Consider the following 23,139-nt stretch of genomic DNA (forward strand, 5'->3'; position numbering starts at 1 on the left):
GACCGCTTCGACGCGACCGCCCTCGACCGGAGTACTGACATGTATGTGACCCTTTCGAGGCTGGATTTCATCCTGGGCCTCGTCCTGTTCCCCGCGTGGCTCGCCGCGGCGTTACTGGTGCGACGCCAGGCAGGCCGTCCCACGGCCGGCCGGGCGCGTCGCACCGCTCGTATCGCTCTCGTGCTGCTCTCCCTCGCCCTGATCGCCACCGTCGCGCGGCTGGTCGGGTTCATCCAACTCGCCAATCTGGACTGGGTGTTCGTCGAGGACCGGCGCGCGATCAGCACCCTGGCGCTGCTGCTTCCCGGTGCTCTCGCCACCCTGGTACTGACCCTGCCCCGGGTGGTGTCCGCCGCGAGAAGGCGGCCGGCCGACCGGGATGCTGCCCCCTCGGAAGCGGAGCGCGCGCAGGCGGCTTCCGTACGCACCGTGCTGCCGCCGCAGATCACCGCGGTCGGCGCGCTGGGCGGCTTCTTCGAGAAGTTCCTTCCGCCGCACCGCTCGACGGTGCTGAATCTGGCGGTGGGCCTCGGCGTTCTGGTGCTGGCCGGCGTGCTGCTCACGGTCCGCGCCCGCGCCCGGGTCCGCCGGTTCTCCCGGGGTGCCGCGCCCGTGCGGCGTTCGGCCGGGCGCACCTGGGGTGTGCGGCTGGGCACCACGGTCGTCGCGCTCGGCGCCGCGTTCGGCCTGGTCACCTTCGGTATCAACGACAGCAGGCTGCCGGGCACCTTCTCGATGATGCAGGGCGAGCCCGACTACGGCGGCGGCCCGGCGGGCGGCCACAGCCATATGGCGGGCGGGCCCCATCTGCACGGCGGGACCGGCACCACCGCGGCCGTCAGCGTCGACTCGCTCAAGGGCCCGCGCGAGGGCAAGCCGGACCGTGTCTTCAACCTCACCGCGCAGGAGAAGCAGGTCAAGCTCGCTTCGGGCAGGACCTTCACCGCATGGACGTACAACGGGCAGATACCCGGCCCTGAACTGCGGGTGAAACAGGGCGAGTTGGTGGAGATCAAACTCACCAACCGGCTGTCGGGGAAGACCCCGGTCACCATCCACTGGCACGGCCTGGACATCCCCAACGGCGAGGACGGGGTAGCGGGCGCCACCCAGGACGCGGTGCAGCCCGGCCAGTCGTACACCTACCGGTTCCGCGTCGAGGAGTCGGGCACCCGCTGGTACCACTCCCACCAGCAGGCCTCCGAGCAGGTCAAGCGGGGTCTTTTCGGTCCACTGGTGATCGAGCCGGCCAAGCAGGCCCGTTCCGTCAACAAGGCCGACAAGGATGTGACGGTCGTCGCGCACGACTGGGAGACCCCCGGCGGCAGCTACCCCGCGTTCGGCAACTCCGACGTGCTGGAGCGGCGCACGGCCAAGGCGGGCGAGAAGGTACGGCTGCGGCTGGTCAACAGCAGCAATCTGACCAAGACCTTCGCGCTGACCGGCGTACCGTTCAAGGTCACCGCGCTGGACGGCACCGACATCAACAAGCCCGGTGAGATCAAGGACGAGCTGCTGGTGGTGGGCGGCGCCCAGCGGATGGACGTGGAGTTCACCATGCCCCTCTCGCCGGTCCGGCTGACGGACGCGGCGGCGAAGGACGCGGGGATCATCTACTCCCCCGACGGCAAGGGCGACATCGAACCGAAGCTGGACGGGCCCGAGTTCGACCTCACGAAGTACGGCGAGGCGACCGGCACGCCCTTCGACGCCGGCAGCAAGAGCGAGCGCAGCTTCAAGCTGACATTCGACGACTGGCTGGGCTTCTACAACGGGAAGTTCGGCCTGCGCCAGACCATCAACGGCAAGGTGTTCCCGGACGCGCCGATGCTGATGGTCAAGGAGGGCGACCTCGTCCGCACGAAGTTCATCAACCGCGGCGAGGAGGACCACCCGATCCATCTGCACGGCCACCACATGCTGGTGCTGAGCAAGGACGGCAAGAAGACGACGGGCAGCCCCGTCTGGCTGGACACGATCAATGTCCGGCCGGGCGACCAGTGGGAGGTCGCCTTCAAGGCCGACAACCCGGGCATCTGGATGGACCACTGCCACAACTTCGTCCACACCGGTCTCGGCATGGTGATGCATCTGGCGTACGAGGGCGTCACCACCCCGTACTCCGTCGGTGGCAAGGCGCACAACCGGCCAGAATGACGTGACGCACGAGGAAGGCCCGGCCCTCGAAGGGGCCGGGCCTTTTGCGCAGCTGCGTTCAGCGGCGCTCGTCGAGGAACGACGTGTTGTGCTTGCCGTCGCGGAAGACCGGGTCCGCCAGCACGTCCCGCAGCAGCGGGATCGTGGTGTGCACCCCAGGACCCACGACCCGGAACTCCGCGAGCGCCCGGTCCATCCGGTCCAGTGCCTGGCCGCGCTCCGGTGCCCAGGTGATCACCTTGGCGAGCAGCGAGTCGTACTGGGACGGCACCCGCCAGCCGGCATAGCCATGGGTGTCGACCCGTACGAACGGGCCGCCCGGCGGGACGAACTCGTCCAGCATGCCCGGACAGGGTGCGAAATTGCGGGCCGGGTCCTCCGCGTTGACGCGGCACTCGACGGCCGTGCCCCGCGGGACCAGGTCCTCCTGCTTGAAGGCCAGCGTCTCCCCCGCCGCGACATGGATCTGTTCGCGTACGAGATCGACACCGAACACGGCCTCGGTCACCGGGTGTTCCACCTGGATGCGGCAGTTCATCTCCATGAAGGAGAAGCCCTCGTCGTGGACGAGGAACTCGAAGGTGCCCGCGCCGGTGTAGCCGACGGCGCGGGCGCCGCGCACCGCCGCCTTCGCCATGGCCTCGGAAAGGCCCGGGTGCAGCCCGGGCGCCGGGCTCTCCTCGATGAGCTTCTGGTGCCGGCGCTGTACGGAGCAGTCGCGCTCGCCGAGGTGCAGCACTTTGCCGTGACCGTCCGCCAGCACCTGGACCTCGATATGGCGGGCGCTGTCGCAGAAGCGCTCCAGATACACCCGGTTGTCGCCGAAGACGGCCTGCGCGGTCGCGCGGGTCTGCCGGTAGGCGGGCAGCAGGTCGCAGGACTGGCGTACGACGGTCATGCCGCGGCCGCCGCCGCCCGCCGCGGCCTTGATGATCAGCGGGAAGCCGATGCGGCCCGCGAGGTCGGTGGCCTCGGCCGCGCTGTCGACCGTGCCCGGGCTGCCGGGCAGGACGGGCAGCCCGGCGTCCGTCATCAGTGCCCGCGCCACCGCCTTGTCGCCGAGCCGGGACAGGACTTCGGGCCGCGGGCCGATGAAGACCAGGCCGTTGTCGGCGCAGATCTCGGCGAAGTCCGGGTCCTCGGAGAGGAAACCGTAGCCGGGGTGCACCGCGTCGGCGCCGGTGCGCAGCGCGGCCTCGATCACCGCGGGGGCTGACAGATAGCTCTTGCGGGGCATGCCAGGGCCGATCTGCACGGCGGCGTCCGCCGCGCGCACATGGGCGCTGTCCTTGTCGGCGGTGGAGTGGACCGCCACCGTGCGGATGCCCATCTCGCGGCATGTCCTGATGACCCGCAGGGCGATCTCGCCCCGGTTCGCCACCAGAACCGTGTCCAGGGCCACGGTCAGTCCTCCTTGTCGGTGCCGGTGAAGGCCTCGGGGTCGAGGAGGACCAGGGGCTGTCCGTACTCGACGGGCTCCCCGTCCTGGACCAGCACCTCGACGATCCGCCCCGGCCTGGTGGCCTCCAGCGGGTTCATCAGCTTCATCGCCTCGATGATGCCGAGCTGTTGGCCGGCCTCGACGTGGTCGCCGACCTGGACGAACGGCGGGGAGCCCGGGGACGGCGCCGCGTAGAACGTGCCGACCAGCGGCGCGCATTCGCGGAAGCCGTCGAGTGCCTCCTCGTCCTCCTCGCGGGGCGGGGCCGCGGTGGCTCGCGGGCCGGGGGGCGTTTCGCCCTCCTCCCACTCGACCTCCACGCTCGCTGCGCCCAGCGCCACCCGTACCCGGCGCGGGTGGCTCGGCCCGACCCGTACGACCTCCGCGATGCTGCGGCAGATGTCGGTGAGGGCCAGTCCACTGGTGTCGTAGTCCAGTCCGGCGAGCGGGCCGCCGGACCCGCTGCGCACGCTGTCCTTGGTGACTTCGTTCATCGGTCTCTCTCCGTAGAACCTGCCGTTGCGGTTGCACCTGTTGATGTCTGCAGATGCGCGCCGTCCGCCAGCCCGAAGGCGCGGAAGCGGGCGCGCCGTGCGGCGCTGGAGGTGGTCGTGCCGCGCAGTTCGCGCAGCGCCACGACGACCGCCCGGCGTACCGCGTCACTCATCACCGTGGTGTCGGTGTGGCCGCCGCCCTCGGGCTCCGGTATCACGCCGTCGACGACGCCGAGGCGCAGCAACGAAGCGGCGTCCAGGGCGAGTTCGTCGGCGGCCACCGCGGCCTCGGCGGCGTTCTTCCAGAGAATCGCGGCGCAGCCCTCCGGGCTGATCACCGAGTAGGTCGCATTGGCGCACACCAGCACGCGGTCGGCGACGCCGAGTGCCAGCGCGCCTCCGCTGCCGCCCTCGCCCGTCACCACGGCCACCACGGGGATGGTCAGCGAGCCCATCAGCCGCAGATTCTCCGCGATGGCGTTGGACTGGCCGCTCTCCTCGGCCGTCAGCCCCGGATAGGCGCCGGGGGTGTCGATGAGAGTGATCACCGGCATGCCGAGTTTGGACGCGAGCCGCATCAGCCGGGCGGCCTTGCGGTATCCGGCGGGCGAGGGCATGCCGAAGTTGCGGCTGACGAGTTCGGCGGTGGTGTGGCCCTTCTGGTGTCCGATCACCATGACCGGGAGCCCGTCGAGCCGGCCGATTCCGCCGACGATGGCCGCGCACTCCTCGCCCGCGCGGTCGCCGTGCAGTTCGACGAAGCCGTCCAGCCAGTAGCCGATGTGCTCGAGGGCGGTGGGCCGGCCGGCCTCACGGGCGAGCTGTACGCACTCCCAGGCGGGCAGTTGGTCGAGCAGCTGACTGTCGCGGACCACCGGGTCCTCCTCGCCGGCGCCCCAGCTCGGTCCCGGGACCTCCGTGGCCGCAAGGAGCCGGCTGAGCCGGGCGCGCAGTTCGGTGCGCTGCCAGACGTCGTCCACCAGGCCGTGATCCAGGAGGAATTCCGCGGTCTGGAAGCCGGGCGGCAGCTTCTGCCGGATGGTCTGCTCGATCACCCGGGGGCCGGCGAAGCCCATCCGCGCGCCGGGCTCGGCGACCACCACGTCGGAGAGCGTCGCGAAGGAGGCGGCGACTCCGCCGTAGGTGGGGTCGGTGACCAGGGTGATGGTGAGCAGGCCCGCCTCGTCGAGTTCCGCGAGCGCGTTGCTGGTCTTGGCCATCTGCATCAGCGACAGCGCGCCTTCCTGCATCCGCGCCCCGCCGGAGGCGGTGACGATGAGCAGGGGCGTACGGTCCTTCAGTGCGGTCTCGGCGGCGGTGGTGATCGCCTCCCCGGCGGCGACGCCGAGGCTGCCGCCGAAGAACCGGAAGTCCATGACGGCGGCGACGAGCGGCCGCCCGTCGATCCGGCCGCGCACCACCAGCACCGAGTCCTGCTGGCCGGTCTTGCGGCGGGCCTGGTCGAGACGTTCTCCGTACGGCCGCTGGTCCACGAAGTCCAGCGGGTTGATGAGGGTTTCGGGCACCCGGACGGGCTGTGCCGTGCCCCCGTCGAAGAGCTGCCGGATCCGGCTGGGCGCATCCAGCCGGGCGTGCGCACCGCATTCGGGGCAGACCTGCAGCAGGCGTATATAGCGTTTTCCGTAGACCAGGGAGCGGCACTGGGAACAGGTCACCCAGGCCGCCGGCTCACTCTCGGCGGCAGTCCTGGCCGGTCGTGCGGTGGTGGTCATCGGAGCTTGCCCTTCATTAGGACGCATCGACTCAGTAGGACGCATCGACCTCGTAGATGCCGAACGGCACGGCGAGCCGGGTGTCGCGGTAGGGGCGCAGGGGCGCGGTGTCCTCGCGGTGCCCGGCGCCCTCCTCCCAGCGCTGGAATGCGGCCAGATCGGCCCAGCGGCTCACGACGATCAGCGCGGTGGGGTCGGCCGGGGAGCGCAGCAGCTCGTTGCCGAGCATCCCCGGGACCTGGGCCAGTCGCTTGCTGACCAGGTGGTACGCCTCGCGCACCGCCTGGAGCTGCTCCTCGTCGTGGGCCGCCTGGTAGACCAGCACCCTGACTTCACCGGGCATCGGCGGACGCCTTGCCTTCGATGTGCGTGACGACGTTCATGGTGTGGAACTCGCCGCCACGGCGGTAGGGGTGGAGCTTCGCGCGGTGTTCCAGATGGGCCGGGCTCTCCTCGAACGCGCGGAAGCGCGGCTCGTCCACCCAGTCGCTGATGATGTAGTAACTGCTCTGTGCGTCGGTGGCCTTGGAGAGCCACTGACCCAGGTTGGCGGGGTGTCCGGTCACCGCGTCGGTGCCCGCGAGCCACTCCCGCTCGAACTCCTCCTCCAGGCCGGGCTCGATGTCCATGCGCAGCAGTACGCGGAACACGGTGGAGGCCATCAGGAGATTCCTCCGTCCACGCTGATCGTCGCGCCGGTGACATAGCGGGCCAGGTCGCTGGTGAGCCAGAGGATCGCGCCCGCGACCTCGTCCGGCGTGCCGAGCCGGCCGAGCGCGGTCTTCGCGCTGTACCGCTCGATCATCAGCTTCTGCTGGTCCTCGGGCAGGGCGTACAGGTTCTCGGTCTCGACGACGCCCAGCGCGACGATGTTGAAGCGGATACCGCGACCGCCGAACTCCTTGGCCAGGGACCGGTTCAGACCGGCGAGCGCCGCCTTGGTGGCGGTGTAGTGGGAGCGCAGAGGTATGCCCGCGTCGACGGCCTTCGAGCCGATGCTGATCACCGAGGAGCCCGCGCCGAGCAGCGGCAGTGCGGTCTGGATGACGAGGTGGGAGCCGGTGAGGTTGGTGTCGACGATGCGCCGCCACTCCGCCAGCGACAGATCCTCGTACGGGATGTGGCTGATGGCGCCCGCGTTGTTGACCACCAGGTCGAGGTGTCCGTAGTGGGTACGGGCGTGCTCGATCAGGGCCGTGACATCCGCGGGGTCGGCGACGTCGGCCCGCACCACATGGTGCGCTCCGCCGGTCTCCTTGAGTTCGTTCTCCAGCGACGTCACGGCTTCGCTCTCCTGCCGGTAGCAGGTGAGCACATCGACGCCGGCCTGTGCCAGTGCCCGTACGATGCCCCGGCCCACCCCTCGGGTGCCGCCGGTGACCAGGGCCTTTTTGCCCCTGAGGCCGAGATCCATGATTTTCCTCCGTAAGCGTCGAATGGCGTCAGAGCAGCAGGGCGAGCGCGGAGCAGTTGACGAAGAGGGCGATCACGGTGATCACACTGCGCCGCAGATTCCAGGCGCCCCAGTTCCAGCGCGGGTCATTGGCCTCGAAGTCGTCCGGCAGATTGTCCGGATCGAGGGTCTGCACCCACTTGTTGACGGGGACGTTCTTGGTGAGCGAGATCGTGACCGTGACCGCCGCGAGCACGGCCCCGACGATGAACAGGACGCGGACCGCGGCATCAGGGGCGAGCACTGCCAGTACGACGTCGCCGATCAGCGTGCCGAGCAGGCACAGCGGCATCGCCGGGTCGTAGCGGGTGGCGAAGAAGGCGTGGGCGTGCACATAGCGGTCGGCCGGGAGCGCCGCGAGCAGCGGCCAGCCGCCCAGCTGTGTGCCGAACAGCACCCCGGCCGCCAGGCCGTTGAGCAGCACGACGACGGGGACCAGGAAGGCGAGCACCTGTGTCCTCCTAGCCCGCCGCCTCGGCCCGGCTTGCGGCCGCGGCCTCGACCTTCTGCTTGATGAGGTTCATCTGGACGGCGGTGTTGCGGTTGAGGTACTCCGTCATCCCCTCGTCGCTCGCCGGGGCCTCGGGCTTCATATGGAAGTCCTGCACCCAGCGCATGCGCACGCCGGCCTTCTCCTGGGTGTACTCCCAGTAGATGCGCATGAATTCGAACGGCCCGGTCTCGACGCGGTGCGCGTGCACGGTCCTGGCCTCGGCGTCGGGGATGCGACGGGAGACCCAGCTCCACACATTGCCGTCCTCGTCCGGGTGCATGGTGAGGCGGAAGGTGATCTCGCCCTCCTTCTCCTGAAGCACCTCCGCCGAGGCGTACTCACTGAACAGCTGCGGCCAGCCCTTCAGGTCGTTCGTGATGTCCCAGACCAGCTCCATGGGCGCGTCGATCACAATGCTGTTGTCGGTGTGGCCCGCCATGGCGGCCTCCTCCCGGTAGTCGGTGTGGCGTGTGTCGGTCGGCCGGTGTGTCAGTCCGCCCGCCCGAGGACCAGCGCGGCGTTGAAGCCGCCGTGGCCGCGGGCGACGACGAGCGCGGTGTGCAGCTCCTGTCGGCGCGGTTCACCGAGCACCAGGTCGATCTCGATGCCGGGCGCCGGGGCGGTGGGCCCCACGGTGTGCGGGACGATCCGGTCGCGCAGGGCGAGCAGTGCGGTGGCGACGTCGAGTGCGGCTCCGCCGCCGTACAGCCGCCCGGTCAGTGTCTTGGGTGCGGTCACCGGGACGCCGCGCGGGCCGAAGACCGCGGCGAGCGCCTCGGCCTCGGCGAGGTCCTCGGTGGGCACGCCGAACGCGTCTGCGAAGACGACGTCCACGTCGCCGGGTTCGAGCTCCGCGTCCGCGAGCGCGGCGGTGATCGTACGGCGCAGCGACGGCGGGCGCTCCGATCCCGGCGGAGGGTCGAAGCCGGCCGCATAGCCGAGCACCCGGCCGTAGATCTGCTGCGCGCCGCGGGCCTCGGCGGCCTCCGCGCTCTCGACGAGCAGCATCGCGCCGCCCTCGCCGGGCAGATAGCCCGATGCCTCGGAGTCGAACGGCAGATAGGCGCGGGCCGGGTCCTGCACGGTGGACAGCCGGCCCGTCGAGAGCTGGGCGGTCAGTCCGTACGGGCACAGCGACGCGTCGGTCCCGCCGGTCACCACGAGCCGCGAGCCGCCCCGGATCAGCCGCCTGGCCTGGCCGATGGCGTCCAGACCGCCGGCCTGTTCGCTGCAGATCACTCCGCAGGGGCCGCGCAGTCCGTGCCGGATGGAGACCTGGCCGGTCGTCGCCGCGTAGAACCAGGCGATCGACTGATAGGCGCCGACCCAGTCCGGGGCGTGCTGGTAGAGGTTCTCCATCTCGTGCTGGCCGAACTCGGTGCCGCCCGACGAGCTCGCGGTCACCACGGCCAGTTCGTACTCGGGCAGTTCGGCCGGGTGCACATCGGCGTCGTTGATCGCCGCCTCGGCCGCGGCGAGCCCCAGATGGGTCCAGCGGTCGGTCTGCTGGATCAGCCGGCTGGGCACCTGCTCCTTGGTGACGAAGCTGGGCACCTCGCCCGCGAGCCGTACCGGGTAGGTCGACGGGTCGAAGCGGCTGATCCGTCCGATGGCCGTCTTCCCGGCGAGTACGGCGGCCCAGTGGGCCTCGGCGGAGAGCCCGGTCGGCGCGACGACACCGAGGCCGGTGACGACCGGTGCCTGTGCAGCGGTGGTACTCACCGTCTAGCTCCTCCCGTTTCGGACCACACCCGGGCGGGCCAGCAGCATCGCGCTCTGGAAGCCGCCGAAGCCGCTGCCGACGCTGAGCACCACGTCCATCCGGTGCTCGCGAGCGGTCACCGGCACATAGTCCAGATCGCACTCGGGGTCGGAGGTGTGCAGATTGGCGGTGGGCGGCACCACCTGGCGGTCGAGCGCCAGGGCGCAGGCGGCGACCTCGATGGAGCCGATGGCGCCCAGCGAGTGGCCCACCATCGACTTGATCGAGCTGACCGGGACGTCGTAGGCGTGCTCGCCGAGCGAGCGCTTGAAGGCGGCGGTCTCGTGCCGGTCGTTCTGCTTGGTGCCGGAGCCGTGGGCGTTGATGTAGTCCACGGCGGTGGGGGCGAGCCTGGCCTGGTCGAGCGCCACTTGGATCGCCTCGGCCATCTCCCGGCCGTTCGCCTTCAGGCCCGTCATGTGGAAGGCGTTGCTGCGGCTGGCGAAGCCGACGAGCTCGCCGTAGATCCGGGCGCCGCGCCGTTCGGCGGCCTCCTTCTCCTCCAGGACCAGCACGGCCGAGCCCTCGGCGAGGACGAAGCCGTCCCGGTTCTGATCGAACGGCCGCGAGGCGTGCTCGGGGTCGTCGTTGCTGGGCGAGGTGGCCTTGATGGCATCGAAACAGGCCGAGGTGATCGGCGAGAGCGGTGCGTCGGTGGCGCCCGCGAGCACCACGTCGGCGGAACCCTCCTCGATCAGCTGCGCGCCGTGGCCGATGGAGTCGAGACCTGAGGTGCAGCCGGTGGAGATCAGCGCGACGGGCCCCTCGGCGCCCACCTCCCACGCCACTTCCACCGCGAGAGTGCTGGGCACCATGTAGCCGTACAGATGCGGCACGCCATAGGTGTGGTCCACCAGCCAGTGCTTGCCGGCGTCGCTGAGCAGAACGTACTCCTCCTCAAGCCCGGTGGTGCAGCCGACGGCGCTGCCGATGCTGACGCCGATCCGCTCGGGCGGCGTGTTCGCGAAGTCGTAGCCGCTGTCGTCGACCGCCTCGCGCGCGCTGAACACCGCGAACTGCGCGGCCCGGTCCATCCGTCGTACCTGGCGCGGGGACAGGCCGGCCTCGACCGGGTCGAAGTCGGCCTCGGCGGCCACCTGGGACCGGAAGGACGAGGGGTCGAAGAGCGATATGCGGCGGGTCGCGGTGCGGCCGGCGGACAGCAGGTCCCAGAAGGCCTCCCGGCCCACCCCGCCGGGCGCCACCACCCCGATGCCGGTGATGACGGCCTTGCGGCTCACGCGGCACCGCCCACCTGCGGATTGGGCTCCTGCGGCCGCTGGACCTCCTCGATGTCCACGTGTCCCAGTTCGGGACGCGGGGCCAGCGGGGAGAGATGGAAGGCCGCGTGAGCGGTCTCCTTACCCGTGTTGACAAGTCGATGACGTACTCCGATGGGCACCAGCAGCGAGTCGCCCGGGCCGAGGCTGACCGGCGTACCGTCCAGCGTCATCTCCAGCTCGCCGGTGACGACGTGCAGGAACTCCTCGGAGTACGGGTGGTAGTGCGTGGTGATGAAGTCGCCCGGTTCCAGGCTCAGCACTCCGCCGAAACCGGAGGTGCACCCCACGGTCTTGGGGCTGAGCGTCGTCCGGATATCGCCGCCGCGCCGAGTGTTGTGCTCGACTTCATCGGCGTGAACCCGGACGGTCCGCGTGATCTCGGTGGTCACTGCCCGCCTCCTCAACAGCCTCTTCTTCAGCGCCAGCACGTTCTCAGCCGTGCCTAGAAGGCGGCTCGAACACGCGTTGACGGAAAAACCACCCGATGAGCGGCTTGGAATCGGCCGGGAGAGTGGTGTACCGGCGCTCAAGTACATGGCGAGTGGGATGCGGCGTATTGGCGAGGCAAGACTTCGCCCATCTGAAGGAGCTGGCATGCCGTTCGCCGCGATCACGTATGACATCAAGGCCGGTTACGAGAAGGAGATCAGCGAGATCTTCGGCAATTTCCGCCGGGTGGGCTCCCCCGTCGTCAAGGGCGCGGGGGGCGGCGAGACGGCGCGCATTCTCGCCACCGCCGTCTTCATCCGCGACGACACCATGGTCCGCGTCATCGAGTACGAGGGCGACCTCGACGCCATCGCGCGGCACATGGCCACCCAGCCCGGCGTCAAGGAGGTCGAGGAGAAGCTCGCCCCCTATCTGACCCGGCCCCGGGACACCGGCACGGTCGAGGGCTTCGTGGCCACCTTCAAGCGGTCCCTGCTCACCTGTATGGCCCAGATGTCCGTACGCGACGCGGCGGCGGCACAGTCGGCGAACTGAGGGAGAATTCGTGCTCAACCGCAGACAGTTACTGAGAAGAGGCGCGGCCGTGGGGCTGCTGGTCGCCGCACCCGCCGGGCTGATCGTCGCTGGACGGCCCAGCAGGGCAGAGGCGGCCACCGCCCCGTTCACCGTCCCGCTGGCGGTGCCGAAACGGCTGCGGCCGACCCGGCTGCCCGGCCACGACCTGTACCGGCTTCAGACGCGGGAAGGGGATGCGACGATCCTGCCGGGCACCCGCACGCGGATCCGCGGTTTCAACGGCGTGCTCGCGCCGCTGATCGTGGCCCACCGGGACCGTCCCGTCCTGGTCGAGCTGAGCAATGAGCTGGCCGACCCGTTCGCGCTGCATCTGCACGGCGGACATGTGCCGGTGCGCTCCGACGGCCACCCCAAGGACCAGATCCGACCGGGCGGCCGGCGCAGCTACTACTACCCCAACACCCAGCGGGCCTCGACGCTGTGGATGCACGACCACACCCACCACGCGCACGCGGAGAACATCTACCGCGGTCTGTCGGCGACCTATCTGCTCACCGACCGATTCGAGGAGGCACTGCCGCTCCCGAAGGGGCAGTACGACGTGGTGCTGCAGCTGCGTGACGCGAAGTTCGACGACAACGGCGCATTCGTCTACGACATGCACAAGCCGGAGGACCGGCCGACGATCCTCGTCAACGGGCGCCCCAAGCCGTACTTCGAGGTGGCGGCCCGCAAGTACCGGCTGCGTCTGGTGAACACCGCCAATGAGCGGGGCTTCTTCCTCCGCCTCAACGACGGCACCCAGGGCGGCGCGGAGCTGGTGCAGATCGCGACGGACGGCGGCCTGCTGCCTGCCCCGGCGCCCACCGGTGCGCTGGCGCTGTGGCCGGGCGAGCGGAACGAGATCGTCGTCGACTTCTCCCGCTACCCGGTCGGCACCAAGCTGGTGCTGGAGAACCTGGCCGCCTTCGAGGGGGAGACCCCGGAGGTGATGCGGTTCGACGTGGTGCGTACGGCACCCGACGCGAGCTCCGTGCCGGCCACGCTGCGCCCGGTGCCGGACCTGGGAACAGCGCAGGTGCGGCGGGAGTTCCACGTCGCCTTCGACCCGGCGAGCGGCCAGCACCTCATCAACGGCAAGCCGTTCGACATCAACCGGATCGACATCCGTCCCCGGCTGGACGTCACCGAGGTGTGGACGATCCGCAACTCCGACACCCTGGGTATTCCGCACTCGCTCCACCCGCATCTGGAGCACTTCCGGGTGGTGAGCCGGGACGGCCGGGCACCGGCGCCGGGCGAGGCGGGCCTGAAAGACACCATCACGGTGATGGCCGGCCAGTCCGCGGAGATCATGCTGCGGTTCACGGACTACACCGGCCCGTACATGTACCACTGCCACATGCTGGGCCATCAGATGATGGGCATGATGGGCCAGATGGAGATCGTGAAGTAAGGAAGCAGGCCCGGTACGGCAGCCCCCGGTGGGGACTTCCGTACCGGGCCTTGTGGTGTCAGAGGGCGGTGACCGCCGCCGCGTTGAGCGCCAGGGCGAGGACCGCAAGCAGGGTACGAAGGAGATGCCAGCGCCGCCACAGCGGGCGCGGGTCCTCCCAGTCGGCGGGCAGCTCGTCCGGGTTCTCCACGGACTTGACCCGCCGGTTGATCGGCACATTGCACAGGTGGGACACGGCGGAAACACCCAGCAGCAGCACCGCGGCGGCGGCGAACAGCGCCTGGGCCGCGCCGTCGTCGGCGGTCAGGGCGAGGACCGCGGCGAGCAGCGTGGAGGTGAGGACGACGACCGGCATGGTCGGGTCCCAGTTGCGGCCCAGCAGTTTGTGCGCGTACACATAAGTGCCCGTTTCCATCGCGAAGAGCGCGGGAAGCACGCTGAGCGCGACGGCGAACAGCACCCCCGCGGTGACACCACTGCCGAGGAGAACAGCTATCCCCAGCACCTCGGTCATGGCGCTCAGGCCCCGGCCGGGTGGGAGTCGACGGTGAGCTGGGCGATGGAGCGCATGGTGGCGTTGCGGAAGTACGCCGCGAAGGCCGCCGGCGAGCTGGTGTCCCGCTCCTCGGCCAGATACGGCTGCAGCTTCTCCTCCAGGATGTGCACGCCCTGCTGCGTGGCCATGTGCCGGCCGACGGCCGCGAAGTCGCCCTCGTAGTGGATGACGCGGACCATCACGTCGTCCTTGATGAAGACGCCGGTGCCCAGCAGACGCCCGGCGGCCGAGCCGTCCGCACCCTTGAAGTCGGGGGTGTCGACGCGGGTGAACTTGGCGAATATCTCGGCGATCTCGTCCTCGTGGCCGGGCTTGACCCGGTAGGTGATCGCTGCGTACGGCATCAGATTCCTCCATCGACGGTGATCGTGGCACCGGAGACGTAGCGGGAGGCGTCCCCCGCCAGGAACAGCACCGTCCCGGCCACGTCCTCGGGCCGGCCGAGCCGGCCCAGGGCGGTCATCGCGGCGATCCGCTCCCGCAGGTGCGGCGGCAGATCTCCGCCGGTCTCGCTCTCGGTGACGCCCGGGGCCACGGTGTTGACCCGGATGCCGCGCGGCCCGAGCTCCTTGCACAGCGCCCGTCCGAAGCCGACGAGGGCCGCCTTGGAGGCCGAGTAGTGGGCACTGAACGGCCGGCCGCGCAGGGCGACCGAGGCACCGATGTTGATGACGGACGCGCCCTCGGAGAGCAGGTCGAGCACTGCCTGGGTGACCAGATACGCCGAGGTGACGTTGTGGTCGAACAGCCGCTGCCACTCCGCCGCTTCGAGATCGCCGAACTTCGCGTGCCCGTCGATGCCGACGTTGTTCACCAGTACGTCGAGCCCGCCGAGCTGCTCCTCGCAGGCCCCGGCGAGCTTCCTGGCGCCGTCAGCGGTGGTGACGTCCGCCCGCACGGTCAGATGGCCGGCGCCCAGCTCGCCCAGGTCCCGCGCGAGCGACTGGGCGGCCTCGCCGTCCTTGCTGTGTCCCGCCACCACCTGTGCCCCGGCACGGGCGAAGGCCAGAGCCGACGCCCGTCCGATGCCGCGGGTGCCGCCGGTGATGAGCACGCGCTTGCCGGCCAGACCCGAGGTGAGGGCATCTTCCGTGCTCATGCCGCCTCGGGGAGGTTGGCATTGATCATCTTGAGCAGGAGGCGCGGGGTCTCGGCCTCCACCACGGCGTCGTCGGAGAGGTCGACGCCGCGCTCGCGCTTGATGACTCCGGTCACCTGGAGCAGCGCGAGGGAGTCGTAGCCGAGGTCGATGAACGGGACGTCCAGCACCGCGTCGCTGTCGAGGTCGATGCCCTCGGACTCACCGGCGCATTCGCGAAGCTTGTCGGCGAGCTCCGGCAGGGTGAATTCGCTCACTGGATTCGCCCTCCTTCCTTGGTCCAGATGTAGAAGGACTGCGCCATCGCGTCCTTGGGCTCCTGCCAGTTCGGGTCGTACGGCGAAACGCACTCGGCGAGCCGGGTGTTGATGTCGTCGTAGAGCGGGTGGCTGCGAGCCTGGTACAGCCGCGGGCTGATGTCCTCGTCCGCCTCGACCAGATGGAAATAGAGATCGTGGAAGGTGAACAGCGACCGCCTCGTCACACCGATCATGTGGGGCAGCTCGCTCGAGTCCGACTCCTCGAAGATCTTGGCGATGTCGCCGGCCTTGCCCGGCTCCATCCGAGCCACTATGAGCGTCCGGTGTGCCACCGTCGGCCTCCTTCGTGGAATGTGCTGAGAAGCCCTGCGGTTGGCGGGCTCGTCCCAACCGTGACAGGCAGCGCTGGAGCTCTGCTCGATCCACCGTCCAACTTGACCTGCCGGTCGAGGAATTCATCGAGGTCGACGATGCGCAGGCGGTCCACGCCCGGGCTGCGCCACGCCACGTCGTCGCGGATCGGCCGCGTGCGGTCGTGGAAGTAGACGGCTTCCAGCCCTCCGCCGGGGGTGGTGGCGAGGAGCGGATTGGCGACCAGGAAGTCACGTACCCCCTCGGTGTCCCGCGCAACACGCAACCGCATCCGCAGATGTCGTACGGGGACGGGGGCGACGGCCATTTCGGCGCCGAGCCGCATTTTCTGCTGGACGATGCCGCGGCTGAGGAAGGGGGCGCCGCCACCGAGGTCCACTGTCGAGACGCCGTGCCGTGCGGCCCATTCGAAGACGAAGAACTGCAGCGCGGTCAGGGCGCCGGCCAGCCGGAGGGCATGGTCACCGTCGAGGATGCCGACGAGCCGGTAGGTCAGAGTCCGGCGGCGCGCGTCCCAGCGACAGAGGGTTCCGGCGATCCGCTCGCCGTCCGGCCCGCCCGCCCGGATGAAGAACAGATGCCCCTGTTTGAACAGGCACTCCCGGGCCACGGTCAGCGGCTCGCTCACGGCATCCGCGCCGTGCCGCGCCCGGACCGTGGGAACGTGCATCCTGCGGTGGAAGAACTCCACGTCCTCGGCCGCCTCGGAGTGCTCCCACGTCCACAGCTCCTTGCGGCGGTTGCGGTTGAAGCGCTGCCGCTCGCGTCGGCATCTGCCACCCAGAGTCGTCTCGAGGTCTTCGCGTATCCGTACGATCTGATGGACCCTGGGCGGCAGTTGCAGCGTGCGGGCCGAGGGCAGAGCGGCGAGTCTGCGGGCGGAGGCGGCGAAGAGTTCGAGATCGGCGCCGGTGGCCCTTGGGCTGTTTCCCGCGTCGGAGTCCGGGTGACGCGCCACCTGGGCGAGCATTCCCTTGCCGATCTCGTACGGGCCTGTGTACGTGAGGCGCAGCCCGCCTGCGGTGTGCACGGGTCCGGTGTGCACGGGTCGGCCCGGGAACGCGGCCCGCAGCTCTCCGTCGAGCAGGAGGCGCAGCCGGGCGACGTATGGCTGCGGGCTGTGCCGCCAGCCGTAGTCGACGCGGGCGCGGAGCGTGCGGATCATGAAGTGCTCCCATCCGGTGCGGTCAGGACGAGGGAGGAGTTGTTTCCGGCGAAGCCCAAGCTGTTGACGAGGACGCTGCGGGGCGCGTCGTTCAACTGCTCGGCGGCCGTGAGCAGTCGCAGGGTCCGGCCGGTGGACTCGGCAGAGCCGAGACCGGGCGTGCCGGGGGCACCGCCGGTACGCAGACAGCCGAGGGCGGCGGCGATGCCGGGGGCGGACGATGCGTGCATGAGGTGGCCGATGCCGCCCTTGTGGCCGCTGACGGGGACGGCGTCCCAGCCGCGCTCGGCCCCTATGGCATCCAGCGCGGCGAGCTCGACGGTGTCGCCCTGGACGGTGCCGGTGGCGTGGGCGTGGATGTATTGGACGCTGTCGAGCCCGGCATCGTCGAGTGCGGCGCTGATGCAGTCGGCGATGGCTCCCTCGTCCGAGGCGGCAGGGCTACGGCCGTTCACACGGGCGGCGGCGCCGGCGAGCACGGCGAGGGGCCGCACTCCACGGCCCCGGGCCGCGTCCGCTGTCTCCAGCACGAGCGCCCCCGCGCCCTCACCGAGGCTGGTGCCGTCCCGCGCCACGTCGAAGGGCCGGGCGCCGGTGGGGCTGAGGGCGCCGGTGATGGCCATGCCGGCGTATTCGTAGCCGTTGAGTACGGAGGTGCCGACGACGAGGGCGGTGGTGCCGCAGCCGGAGCGGAGCCAGGTGCGGGCGTAGTCGAGGGCGAAGGAGAGGGAGGCGCAGGCCTGGGAGAGGTAGACGGTCTCTGCGCCGGGGCCGATGCCGGGGAGGTCGTCGGCACGCGGTCCGGAGAGGTCATGGCTCCCCCAGCGGGGCGCGCTGCCCGGGTCGGCGTGGGGGGTCTGTCCCACGAGTACGACGAGGGCGCGGGGGGCAGGGCCGGGTGCGGCGGATTTTGCCCCCACCCCGCCCTCCCCCAGAGCTTCGCCTGGGAGGTACCCCCATCCCGTATCTGGGGCTCCGCCCCGGACCCCGCGCCTCAATCGCCGGCGGGGCTTGATATGCCCGGGCATATCAAGCCCGTCCGGCGATTGAGGACACGCCCGCAGGGCGTAGGGGGCGGGCCTGGGGCTTGCCCCCAGTTCGGGAAGGGGCGGGGTGGGGAACAGGCCCGCCGCAGGCGCCCCCGCGCCACCGGGGCCGAAGAGCGCGGCTTGGCTCAGGGCCTCCGCCGCCGCGGCCCGCGCGAGCCGGCTGCGCCGCGACGTGCCAGGGGGCGCCACCGCGTCGACCACCCCCGTCACCGTGTGCGCAAAGCCCTCCGCCGCCAGTGCGGGATGCGGGCGCAGGGCGCAGGAACCCGCCAGCAGGCCGGCCCAGTACGCGTCGACTCCCCAGCCGTACGCAGTGATCAGGCCCATCCCGGTGATCACGACAGACATCAGCGCTGTCCTCCCGACGTCGCGGCCAGCCTCCGCAAGCGCTGGCGGTCGGCCTTGCCGCCCGGCAGCCTCGGCAGGGCACCTACCCGGATGAAGCGCGGTCGCAGCAGCGGCGGCAGGCCCTGGTAGCAGCGGGTGCGCAGGGCCTTCTCGCTCGGCGGGCGGTGCGGGTCCGCCGCCTCCACGAAGGCGAACACCGCGTCGCCGTGCGCCTTTTGCGTGGGGACGCCCACCACCACCGCGTCCGCGACCTGTTCGTCCGCGCGCAGCACGTCCTCGATCGTGGCCGGCGCATGGTTCTCGCCGAGGACGATGATGATGTCCTTCAGCCTGCCCAGCACCCGCAGGAATCCGTCGGCGTCGAGCGCGCCGGTGTCCCCGGTGCGCAGCCAGCCGTCGCCGGGCAGCGCGTCCCGGGTGGCGTCCGGGCGGCCGAGGTACCCGGTCAGCAACCCCGGCCCGCGTACCAGCACTTCGCCGGTGCCCGGAGCGATCCGTACATCCGTGCCGGCCAGCGGTCTGCCGACCGTGCCGGTGCGGCAGTGCGCGGCCGAGGAGAGAGCCACATTGGGGCCCGCCTCGGTCAGTCCGTAGCCGTCGTGCACCGGAGCCCCGACGACGTCGAGGAAGTGGGCGCAGACGGTGCCCGGCAGCACCGCCCCACCGCACCCGCGCACCTTCAACCGGGCGAGCGCCGCCCGCAGTACGGGATCGGCCTCCGCGGCCCTGGCGAGCAGCGTGTAGAGGAACGGCACCCCGTCCACCGATGTCGTACGGCGTCCCTTCACATCCGCGGAAACCGCCTCCGGGCGCAGCAGGGTGTGCACATTGAGCTCCCCGCCCAGGCGCCGCCAGATCCCGAACACACTGAATCCGTAGGCATGGTTGAGCGGAAGCGGCAGCAGCAGTGCGTCGTCACCGTCGATCCCGAGGTGGCGGGCGGTCGCCTCGGCCTGGTAGTCGAGGGCGGACCTGGAGAGCTCGACCGCCTTGGCCGCGCCGGAGCTGCCGGAGGTCCAGAACACCGCGCCGGTGTCCGGGGCGATCTCCGGGGCGATCTCCGGGGCGATCTGAGACGCGTCCCGCGGCACGGTGGCCAGGATGGCGGGGGCGAGCTCCGACCCGTTGGGCGAGGCGACCGCGCCGACCTGCGGCGGCCAGTTCTGTGCGGCGGCGGAGTGGCCGCGCAGGAACAGCGGCACGCGCAGCCGTTCCGCGGCCAGGGCGGTGACGATCACGGCGGGGCCGGTCGTCGCGTCGACACCGACCGCGCGGCCTCCCGCCGGGCCGAGTTCACGGCGCAGGTCCCGAACCGTGTGCTCGACCGCGGTGCGCAACGCCGTGGGTGTGATGAGGTCCCCGTCGATGACGAGCGGGCCGGGCACGGCGTTCATGACGCGTCTCCCGGGGCTTGCCCCCCGGCCAGGAACAACCTCCTGATCCCGGGCGGCACATCGTCGTCGGGCACCCTGATCCGGACCAGCGCGATACGGCCGGACGCCGCCGCCTCCCGGGCCCGCCGAAGCGCGGCCGGGATCTCGTCGACGCCGTCCGGCGACTCGGCCTGACCGCCGAGTCCGCATACGACGTCGTCCACGGGCAGCGGCCGGGCGAAACGCGTGAGTCCCGCGGGCGCGCCCAGTTCCTGGCGGAGCAGCCGGGGCCAGCCGTAGCCCTGGTTGTCGAAGACGACCAGGACGATGCCCAGGCCGAGTTCCGCGGCGGTGGGCAGCGCGTCCAGGCCCATCTCGACCCCGCCGTCGCCGCACACCACCACGGTGGGGCGGCCCTCTGCGGCGAGCGCGACCCCGGGCGCGGCACCGGCGCCGAAGCCGAGCATCGTCTGTTCGCCGGGGACCACGGTCCGCCCGCGCGGGCCGACCTGGTGGACGGGCCAGTGGTACGACCAGATGTCGTTCATGCCGTTGTCGTGGACGGTGGTGGCGTCGGGGAAGAGCTCGGCGAGCGCGTGCAGCGCGGTGCGGGCAGGAGATCCGGCGCGGTCGCCGTCGGCGGACCAGCTCAGCCACGCGGTACGGCGGGCACGTGCCACGGTCCGCAGCCAGTCGGTGCGTTCCGGGCTCGGCTCCGGCAGCAGAGGGGTGAGCCGGGCGAGGGTCGCCTCCCCGTCGCCGAGCAGCGCGGCCACGGGCTCGGCCGCTCCCCCGCCGAATGCGGCCGGGTCGCAGTCGATCTGGACGAGCCGCACCGATTCAAGGGTGTCCCAGCCCATGCGGGCGGTCTCCTCGATGCGGCTGCCGACGGCGAGCACGGTGTCCGCGCCGCACTGGACGGAGTCCAGTGGAGGTGTGGCGTACAGACCGACCGAGCCGCACACCATTGGATGGTTCTCGGGCACGGTGCCGCGGCCCGCCGCCGTCGTCATCACGGGGGCTCCCCAGCGCTCGGCCAGTGCGAGGGCGGCGGGTCCGGCCGCAGCCGCTCGTGCGCCGCCGCCGAGGAGGAGCAGTGGGCGTTCGGCCGCGGCCAGGAGCCGTGCGGCGCGGCGCAGTTCGGGCTCTTCCGGAACGGACCGCAGTCGGCGTACCGGTCCGTTGGCGGCAGGACCGTCGGCGGGGACGACGGCCGGGACGGCTGCTTCAATTGCCTCCTGGGCGACCTCCACGACGCTCACTCCGGGCCGCCCGTTCAGCGACATATGTACGGCCCTGCGCAGCGCCCAGGTCAGCGTTCCCGCGTCCTGGACCCGCAGATACGTGCTGGTGAACGCGGTGGCCAGGGCCGCCTGGTCGACATCCTGGAAGCCACCGCGGCCAAGGCCGTCGGCGGGTATGCGGGTGGTCACCACGACGATCGGGGCGCAGACCGAGTCGGCCTCGATCAGGGCGGTGACCGCGTCGCCGAACGGCGGTCCGGCACCGAGGGCGAGCACGACGGGCCGACTGGTGACCACCGCATGTCCGATCGCCATGCAGGCCCCGGCGCGGTGGCCTCGTACGCCTACCGCACGCAGCTTGGGGTGTGCGTCGGCCGCGTCCAGCAGCCCGGGTTCGTCGGTGGGCAGGCCGAAGACGGTCTCGCAGCCCGCTTCGGCGAGGCAGTCGGCGGCCTGCTGCCACGCGGAGGGAATGCCGCTCATGTGCCGCCCACCTCCTCCCCGCGGGCTGCGCGCAGCAGCACGCTGTCGAAGGCGCCGGCATCGAGGCCTTCGGTCACGGCGTGTACGCCGCTGGTGCCGACGCCGCCCGGGCCGATGAGCGCCGCGACCGCCAACACGGTTGTCTGTCCGGCCAGTTGGCCGTGTACGACCTCGCAGACCACCGCGGCCGGCACGCTGCCGCTGCCGACGGCCGCCGTCGCCCAGCCCAGCGCCGACGCCCCGGCGCCGCCGGGCGTCACCAGCGCGTAGCACGGCGCCGCCCACCGCTGCTCGATAGTGAAGCGGCCGAGCAGCAGCGAGGGCTCCAACGCGAGGGACACCGACGGCCGCAGTCGCCTCGTGGTGTCCTCGCATTTGGCGACGAACTCGGCGACGGCACTCAGGCAGTGGTCGGTCGCGGCAAGAACGATGGGTGCGTCCCTCGGTGGCGGAGCATGCTCCGCGACCAGCGCGCCGAGGACGCGCGTGACCAGCTGTACGGTCCCCGGCCCCGGCCGCCCGGCGCCCGCGACCAGCGTCCGCGCGAACCCTGCCACCCCACTGTCCGGCCGCGTCGCGACGCTCACCGCAGCGGCCCGGTGATGACCGACTGCCGCAGTCCGGCCTCCGCCGACAGCAACAGCGGCCGGCCGATCAGCCGCCCGTCGCGCCGGATGCTGCTGGCGTGCACGCCGTACCCGCCGAAGGGCTGGTTGCCGTTCTCGGCGTCCAGGGTGGTGGCGTTGCGGCTGATCACGCCGGTGCCCAGGGTCTCTCCCGTCAGCCGCGGCTCGCCCAGCGCGGATACGTACATGCCCCGCTCCAGCTCCTGGGGGCTGCGCGCCCATTCGCGGAGCATCTCCGGGTCCTCGTAGGGCACGATGCAGAAGATGGGTGAGAAGAGCTCCGGCGGATGGAAGTCCACGCCCTCCGGGAAGACCAGCAGCGATGGCTCGACCAGCATCCGGTCCGGATCCACTTCGCCACCGCTGACCAGATGGTCGGCATGCTCGGACAGGAACTGCGCCGCGCCTTCCACGGCGTCTTCGTAGGCCAGCGGGGTCAGCACGGTGTCCGGCCAGCTGCGCGCGCCGATGGTCAGCACGGACAGTTCGGCGCGCAGCTGCTCGACAACGGCGTCGAGGCGCAGCCGGTGCACGAAGATGACGTCCGGGCACAGGCAGTCCTGACCGGAGTTGTAGAGCCGGGCGCGCAGAATGGCCCTGCAGGCGGCGCCCGGATCGGTGCGCGGGCCCACGACCAGGGGGTTGGGGCCCGAGCCCATCACCAGGAACAGCGGCCGGTCGCCGACGGACTTCATGACGTCGTAGGCATTGGAGGGCTGACCGGTGAAGACCACCGCGTCGGACTCCGAGCAGATCGGCTTGAACTGCCGCTGGGAGACGTCGACCACCTTGATCCGCTGGGCAAGATCCGGGTCGAGACGGCTGCTGATCAGCTTGTGCACGGCATAGGCGGTGTTCCTGATCCGGGCCGAGGGGCGGATGACCACCTCGTCGCAGTAGAGGGCCGGAATCAGGCCGAACAGGGCATATGAGTAGAGGACGTTGTTCGACGGCAGGAACACGGAGAGCCGGGAGAGCTGGGGCGGGCAGTTGCGGGCCAGCTCCCAGGGCGCGCCGGTCAACGCCGCTACGGACCGCAGTAGTTCATCGCGCGCACTGCTGTAGGTAGCGACCTTTGTGAGCAGCGACAGCACCTCGTCGCGGGAGGTCAGCAGGGCAGAGGCCGACCTCATCGCCTTCTCGTGCGCGGCTTCGAGGTTGGGCCAGGTACGGGTGAACGACTCCAGAACTGGCATGGACGGATGGCTCATCGAGCTGTCTCCTCGCGGCACTGGGGTGTCGGGCGGGGCCGACGGAACCGGTGGCAGCCGAAGGCCTCCAGGAGTTCTCGAGACCGTCCGACTATTCTTCCTGCCGCCACGTGGC

25 protein-coding genes are annotated in these 23,139 nt (G+C 70.9%); 3 read left to right on the forward strand and 22 right to left on the reverse strand.

Translation table 11 applies throughout. The features are described 5' to 3' along the window. Positions 1-39: 39 nt before the first annotated feature. Positions 40-2,157: a multicopper oxidase family protein gene (locus OG729_RS06010; RefSeq protein WP_405804755.1), complete on the forward strand. Its 2,118-nt coding sequence runs from the start codon at positions 40-42 to the stop codon at positions 2,155-2,157. A gap of 58 nt (positions 2,158-2,215) precedes the next feature. Here the strand turns inward: OG729_RS06010 and OG729_RS06015 are convergent, their stop codons facing one another. From OG729_RS06015 to OG729_RS06065, 11 genes are read right to left on the reverse strand one after another with little or no spacing between them, the layout of a single operon-like run. After that, positions 2,216-3,559, reverse strand: coding sequence for an acetyl-CoA carboxylase biotin carboxylase subunit (locus OG729_RS06015; RefSeq protein WP_360881400.1), 1,344 nt, complete (start codon positions 3,557-3,559; stop codon positions 2,216-2,218). Positions 3,560-3,561: 2 nt separating this feature from the next. Next, positions 3,562-4,092, reverse strand: a complete 531-nt coding sequence (locus OG729_RS06020) for an acetyl-CoA carboxylase biotin carboxyl carrier protein (RefSeq protein WP_404722256.1) — start codon at positions 4,090-4,092, stop codon at positions 3,562-3,564. Continuing rightward, a complete protein-coding gene (gene accD / locus OG729_RS06025; RefSeq protein WP_360881396.1) occupies positions 4,089-5,825 on the reverse strand; it encodes an acetyl-CoA carboxylase, carboxyltransferase subunit beta in 1,737 nt (578 codons plus the stop codon). Before accD ends, OG729_RS06020 begins: the two co-directional genes overlap by 4 nt. Before the next feature lie 31 nt (positions 5,826-5,856). Next, positions 5,857-6,168 (reverse strand): antibiotic biosynthesis monooxygenase family protein, encoded by a 312-nt coding sequence (locus tag OG729_RS06030; protein ID WP_405804758.1) that lies wholly within the window; start codon positions 6,166-6,168, stop codon positions 5,857-5,859. Next, positions 6,158-6,487, reverse strand: a complete 330-nt coding sequence (locus OG729_RS06035) for an antibiotic biosynthesis monooxygenase family protein (RefSeq protein ID WP_360881392.1) — start codon at positions 6,485-6,487, stop codon at positions 6,158-6,160. The genes OG729_RS06030 and OG729_RS06035 overlap by 11 nt, the downstream gene beginning before the upstream one ends. After that, entirely contained in the window at positions 6,487-7,239 is a 753-nt protein-coding gene (locus OG729_RS06040) for an SDR family oxidoreductase (RefSeq protein ID WP_360881390.1), read from the reverse strand. Before OG729_RS06040 ends, OG729_RS06035 begins: the two co-directional genes overlap by 1 nt. Before the next feature lie 28 nt (positions 7,240-7,267). Beyond that, positions 7,268-7,729: a DUF1772 domain-containing protein gene (locus OG729_RS06045; RefSeq protein ID WP_360881388.1), complete on the reverse strand. Its 462-nt coding sequence runs from the start codon at positions 7,727-7,729 to the stop codon at positions 7,268-7,270. A 10-nt stretch (positions 7,730-7,739) separates the two neighbouring features. Then, positions 7,740-8,210 (reverse strand): SRPBCC family protein, encoded by a 471-nt coding sequence (locus OG729_RS06050; RefSeq protein WP_360881386.1) that lies wholly within the window; start codon positions 8,208-8,210, stop codon positions 7,740-7,742. Between the two features lie 50 nt (positions 8,211-8,260). Continuing rightward, a complete protein-coding gene (locus OG729_RS06055) occupies positions 8,261-9,493 on the reverse strand; it encodes a ketosynthase chain-length factor (RefSeq protein ID WP_360881384.1) in 1,233 nt (410 codons plus the stop codon). 3 nt (positions 9,494-9,496) lie between these two features. Next, on the reverse strand, positions 9,497-10,774 hold the full coding sequence (locus tag OG729_RS06060) for a beta-ketoacyl-[acyl-carrier-protein] synthase family protein (RefSeq protein ID WP_360881382.1): 1,278 nt from the start codon (positions 10,772-10,774) through the stop codon (positions 9,497-9,499). Next, positions 10,771-11,205, reverse strand: coding sequence for a cupin domain-containing protein (locus tag OG729_RS06065; RefSeq protein WP_360881380.1), 435 nt, complete (start codon positions 11,203-11,205; stop codon positions 10,771-10,773). Before OG729_RS06065 ends, OG729_RS06060 begins: the two co-directional genes overlap by 4 nt. Before the next feature lie 205 nt (positions 11,206-11,410). On the opposite strand from OG729_RS06065, the gene OG729_RS06070 reads away from it, so the two are divergent. Further along, positions 11,411-11,800 (forward strand): SchA/CurD-like domain-containing protein, encoded by a 390-nt coding sequence (locus OG729_RS06070; protein WP_360881378.1) that lies wholly within the window; start codon positions 11,411-11,413, stop codon positions 11,798-11,800. Positions 11,801-11,810: 10 nt separating this feature from the next. Then, positions 11,811-13,238, forward strand: a complete 1,428-nt coding sequence (locus OG729_RS06075) for a multicopper oxidase family protein (protein ID WP_405804762.1) — start codon at positions 11,811-11,813, stop codon at positions 13,236-13,238. Positions 13,239-13,296: 58 nt separating this feature from the next. Here OG729_RS06075 and OG729_RS06080 read toward each other — a convergent pair whose 3' ends face one another. The 11 genes from OG729_RS06080 to OG729_RS06130 are packed head-to-tail and all read right to left on the reverse strand — an operon-like array spanning position 13,297 to position 23,024. Next, the gene (locus tag OG729_RS06080; RefSeq protein WP_360881374.1) at positions 13,297-13,752 is read right to left on the reverse strand and encodes an anthrone oxygenase family protein; all 456 of its coding nucleotides are present in this window, start codon (positions 13,750-13,752) and stop codon (positions 13,297-13,299) included. A 5-nt stretch (positions 13,753-13,757) separates the two neighbouring features. Then, complete coding sequence (locus OG729_RS06085) at positions 13,758-14,138, reverse strand: SchA/CurD-like domain-containing protein (protein WP_360881372.1); 381 nt, start codon at positions 14,136-14,138, stop codon at positions 13,758-13,760. Further along, entirely contained in the window at positions 14,138-14,893 is a 756-nt protein-coding gene (locus OG729_RS06090; protein WP_360881370.1) for an SDR family oxidoreductase, read from the reverse strand. Before OG729_RS06090 ends, OG729_RS06085 begins: the two co-directional genes overlap by 1 nt. Continuing rightward, positions 14,890-15,150 carry an acyl carrier protein gene (locus OG729_RS06095; protein ID WP_360881368.1) on the reverse strand — a complete coding sequence of 87 codons (261 nt, stop codon included), beginning with the start codon at positions 15,148-15,150 and terminating at the stop codon, positions 14,890-14,892. Before OG729_RS06095 ends, OG729_RS06090 begins: the two co-directional genes overlap by 4 nt. Beyond that, a complete protein-coding gene (locus OG729_RS06100) occupies positions 15,147-15,485 on the reverse strand; it encodes a TcmI family type II polyketide cyclase (protein ID WP_360881366.1) in 339 nt (112 codons plus the stop codon). The genes OG729_RS06095 and OG729_RS06100 overlap by 4 nt, the downstream gene beginning before the upstream one ends. Next, entirely contained in the window at positions 15,464-16,690 is a 1,227-nt protein-coding gene (locus OG729_RS06105) for a hypothetical protein (protein WP_405804764.1), read from the reverse strand. The genes OG729_RS06100 and OG729_RS06105 overlap by 22 nt, the downstream gene beginning before the upstream one ends. After that, entirely contained in the window at positions 16,687-18,087 is a 1,401-nt protein-coding gene (locus tag OG729_RS06110; RefSeq protein ID WP_405804765.1) for a beta-ketoacyl synthase N-terminal-like domain-containing protein, read from the reverse strand. Before OG729_RS06110 ends, OG729_RS06105 begins: the two co-directional genes overlap by 4 nt. After that, on the reverse strand, positions 18,087-19,481 hold the full coding sequence (locus OG729_RS06115) for a class I adenylate-forming enzyme family protein (RefSeq protein ID WP_405804767.1): 1,395 nt from the start codon (positions 19,479-19,481) through the stop codon (positions 18,087-18,089). Before OG729_RS06115 ends, OG729_RS06110 begins: the two co-directional genes overlap by 1 nt. Then, positions 19,478-21,187, reverse strand: coding sequence for a thiamine pyrophosphate-binding protein (locus OG729_RS06120; protein WP_405804768.1), 1,710 nt, complete (start codon positions 21,185-21,187; stop codon positions 19,478-19,480). Before OG729_RS06120 ends, OG729_RS06115 begins: the two co-directional genes overlap by 4 nt. After that, complete coding sequence (locus OG729_RS06125; RefSeq protein WP_405804770.1) at positions 21,184-21,744, reverse strand: hypothetical protein; 561 nt, start codon at positions 21,742-21,744, stop codon at positions 21,184-21,186. The genes OG729_RS06120 and OG729_RS06125 overlap by 4 nt, the downstream gene beginning before the upstream one ends. A gap of 26 nt (positions 21,745-21,770) precedes the next feature. Next, positions 21,771-23,024, reverse strand: a complete 1,254-nt coding sequence (locus tag OG729_RS06130) for an aldehyde dehydrogenase family protein (protein WP_360881354.1) — start codon at positions 23,022-23,024, stop codon at positions 21,771-21,773. Positions 23,025-23,139: the final 115 nt, after the last annotated feature.

This window comes from Streptomyces sp. NBC_00210, from assembly GCF_045160975.1.
In the GTDB taxonomy this organism is placed as follows: Bacteria; Actinomycetota; Actinomycetes; order Streptomycetales; family Streptomycetaceae; genus Streptomyces.

Excerpts from the sequence above, each read along its gene's own strand:
- OG729_RS06010 (WP_405804755.1), top strand. The coding sequence starts at position 40 with ATGTATGTGACCCTTTCGAGGCTGGATTTCATCCTGGGCCTCGTCCTG.
- OG729_RS06020 (WP_404722256.1), bottom strand. The coding sequence starts at position 4,092 with ATGAACGAAGTCACCAAGGACAGCGTGCGCAGCGGGTCCGGCGGCCCG.
- accD (WP_360881396.1), bottom strand. The coding sequence starts at position 5,825 with ATGACCACCACCGCACGACCGGCCAGGACTGCCGCCGAGAGTGAGCCG.
- OG729_RS06030 (WP_405804758.1), bottom strand. The coding sequence starts at position 6,168 with ATGCCCGGTGAAGTCAGGGTGCTGGTCTACCAGGCGGCCCACGACGAG.
- OG729_RS06035 (WP_360881392.1), bottom strand. The coding sequence starts at position 6,487 with ATGGCCTCCACCGTGTTCCGCGTACTGCTGCGCATGGACATCGAGCCC.
- OG729_RS06040 (WP_360881390.1), bottom strand. The coding sequence starts at position 7,239 with ATGGATCTCGGCCTCAGGGGCAAAAAGGCCCTGGTCACCGGCGGCACC.
- OG729_RS06050 (WP_360881386.1), bottom strand. The coding sequence starts at position 8,210 with ATGGCGGGCCACACCGACAACAGCATTGTGATCGACGCGCCCATGGAG.
- OG729_RS06070 (WP_360881378.1), top strand. The coding sequence starts at position 11,411 with ATGCCGTTCGCCGCGATCACGTATGACATCAAGGCCGGTTACGAGAAG.
- OG729_RS06080 (WP_360881374.1), bottom strand. The coding sequence starts at position 13,752 with ATGACCGAGGTGCTGGGGATAGCTGTTCTCCTCGGCAGTGGTGTCACC.
- OG729_RS06085 (WP_360881372.1), bottom strand. The coding sequence starts at position 14,138 with ATGCCGTACGCAGCGATCACCTACCGGGTCAAGCCCGGCCACGAGGAC.
- OG729_RS06090 (WP_360881370.1), bottom strand. The coding sequence starts at position 14,893 with ATGAGCACGGAAGATGCCCTCACCTCGGGTCTGGCCGGCAAGCGCGTG.
- OG729_RS06105 (WP_405804764.1), bottom strand. The coding sequence starts at position 16,690 with ATGATCCGCACGCTCCGCGCCCGCGTCGACTACGGCTGGCGGCACAGC.
- OG729_RS06110 (WP_405804765.1), bottom strand. The coding sequence starts at position 18,087 with ATGTCTGTCGTGATCACCGGGATGGGCCTGATCACTGCGTACGGCTGG.
- OG729_RS06115 (WP_405804767.1), bottom strand. The coding sequence starts at position 19,481 with ATGAACGCCGTGCCCGGCCCGCTCGTCATCGACGGGGACCTCATCACA.
- OG729_RS06120 (WP_405804768.1), bottom strand. The coding sequence starts at position 21,187 with ATGAGCGGCATTCCCTCCGCGTGGCAGCAGGCCGCCGACTGCCTCGCC.
- OG729_RS06130 (WP_360881354.1), bottom strand. The coding sequence starts at position 23,024 with ATGAGCCATCCGTCCATGCCAGTTCTGGAGTCGTTCACCCGTACCTGG.